The organism is Salinimicrobium oceani (assembly GCF_012037645.1).
Genome location: NZ_JAAVJR010000095.1, coordinates 1 through 794 on the forward strand (window position 1 = coordinate 1; position 794 = coordinate 794).

Genomic DNA, 794 nt, shown 5'->3' on the forward strand with positions numbered 1-794 from the left:
GGTCAAATCTCTTTTCTCCCTCAAAAACGCTGCCTACAGTCTTTCCTCCAAAGGCCATACTCACTATTTCATTGAGATCGGCAACATTTAATCCATATCTGGCGATCTTACTTCGATTAAATTTTACGGCCATTTGAGGCAAGCCCTCTACTTTTTCTACGGTAATATCGGCGGCGCCTTCCACATTCCTTATAAGATCTTCTATTTGTGCAGCTTTACTGCTCAGGACCCCCAGGTTTTCTCCAAAGATCTTAATGGCAATATCTGCCCGAACCCCGGTAATAAGTTCATTAAACCTCATTTCTATGGGTTGGGTGAATTCCACCTCCATTCCGGGTAAAATTGCCAGAGCCTCCTTGAATTTATCGGCGAGCTCATCCTTAGAGTCTGCGCTTACCCATTCGCCTTTTGGCTTGAGAGTGACAATGACATCACTTTCTTCCATAGACATAGGATCTGTAGGAACTTCGGCAGCACCAATTCTTGAAACCACCTGGTCTACTTCAGGAAAATTTTCGATCAAAATGCGTTCTATTTCCGTAGTGATCTCTATAGTCTTACTTAAAGAGGTGCCGGTTTTTAGTACAGGCTGGATCACAAAATCTCCTTCATCCAGCGTAGGCACAAATTCTCCTCCCATGGTTGTAAAAAGGTAAATACTGGCAGCAAGAAGCAGGACCGCTAATCCCAGGACCACTTTTTTGACCTTCAGGGCGCGGGTAATTGTAGCCTCATAGGTTCTGTTGAGAAAATTCATCAACCTTACTGACCAGTTTTTGGGTCCCTGTTTTGAA

General features: G+C 44.0%; 1 protein-coding gene. It reads right to left on the bottom strand.

Annotated elements, in window-relative coordinates:
• The coding region (locus tag HC175_RS15610; protein ID WP_168139369.1) for an efflux RND transporter permease subunit at positions 1-794 on the bottom strand (794 nt) is incomplete at both ends.